The sequence below is a fragment of the Hymenobacter agri genome, assembly GCF_054778495.1.
Genome location: NZ_BAAGZM010001146.1, coordinates 1 through 753 on the forward strand (window position 1 = coordinate 1; position 753 = coordinate 753).

General features: G+C 66.1%; 1 protein-coding gene. It reads left to right on the forward strand.

The window, feature by feature from the left end; translation table 11 throughout:
* On the forward strand, positions 1-753 hold a 753-nt coding region (locus ACYVDE_RS25010; protein WP_460504219.1), incomplete at both ends, for a hypothetical protein.

Here is a 753-nt window from a genome sequence, read left to right on the forward strand (position 1 = left end):
CGCCACCCTGGCGGCAGCTGTGCCCGGCGGCCCCGCCCTGGGCTACGTGGACGGGCAGGCCTACCTCTTGGACAATGTGCCGGGCGAGGCGTACCTGCATGTGGCCTCGATGAAAATCCTGAATGGCCCGCAGGTGCAGCAGGCGCTGGGCCGCGATGTGCTGGCCTCGCGGGTGTTCGTCATCACCACGCTGGCTAACCGGGAGCGGGCCGACGTGCGGGCGCTGAACCAAAAGGTGGACGCCGCCGGCGCTACCGACGCCCACTTCAAAGTGGAAACGACCGTGCGGACCAACCACAGTCAGGTGCCTGCCCACCAACTGCCCGACGGCATCAAGGCGTACATTGCCCGTACTTACCCGGGCAGTACACTCAATAGCTGGCTGACCAGCAGCCTACCGGCAGTGAAAGTGCCGCACGCACAGTATTTCGCCAACGTAACGACTTCTACCGGAGAAAAGCGCAAGCTGTACTTCAACGCCGCCGAGCAGCCGGTGGCGGGCCCGGCCGCCCCAGCTGCCGCACCGAAGCTGCCGCCGCTGGTGTACCTCGACGGGCAGCGCTACGCGGGCAACATCAACGACATTGGCCCGAACAACATTGCTAACATCAGCGTGTTCAAGGGTGAGAAGGCCGTGCAGCGCTTTGGAGCTGCGGCGGCCGATGGCGTGCTGGTGGTGACGAGCGTGGCTCACCAGCACGATGCGGCCGTGCGAGCCTTCAACGGCGAGGCCGACGCGGCGATGGCGACTCC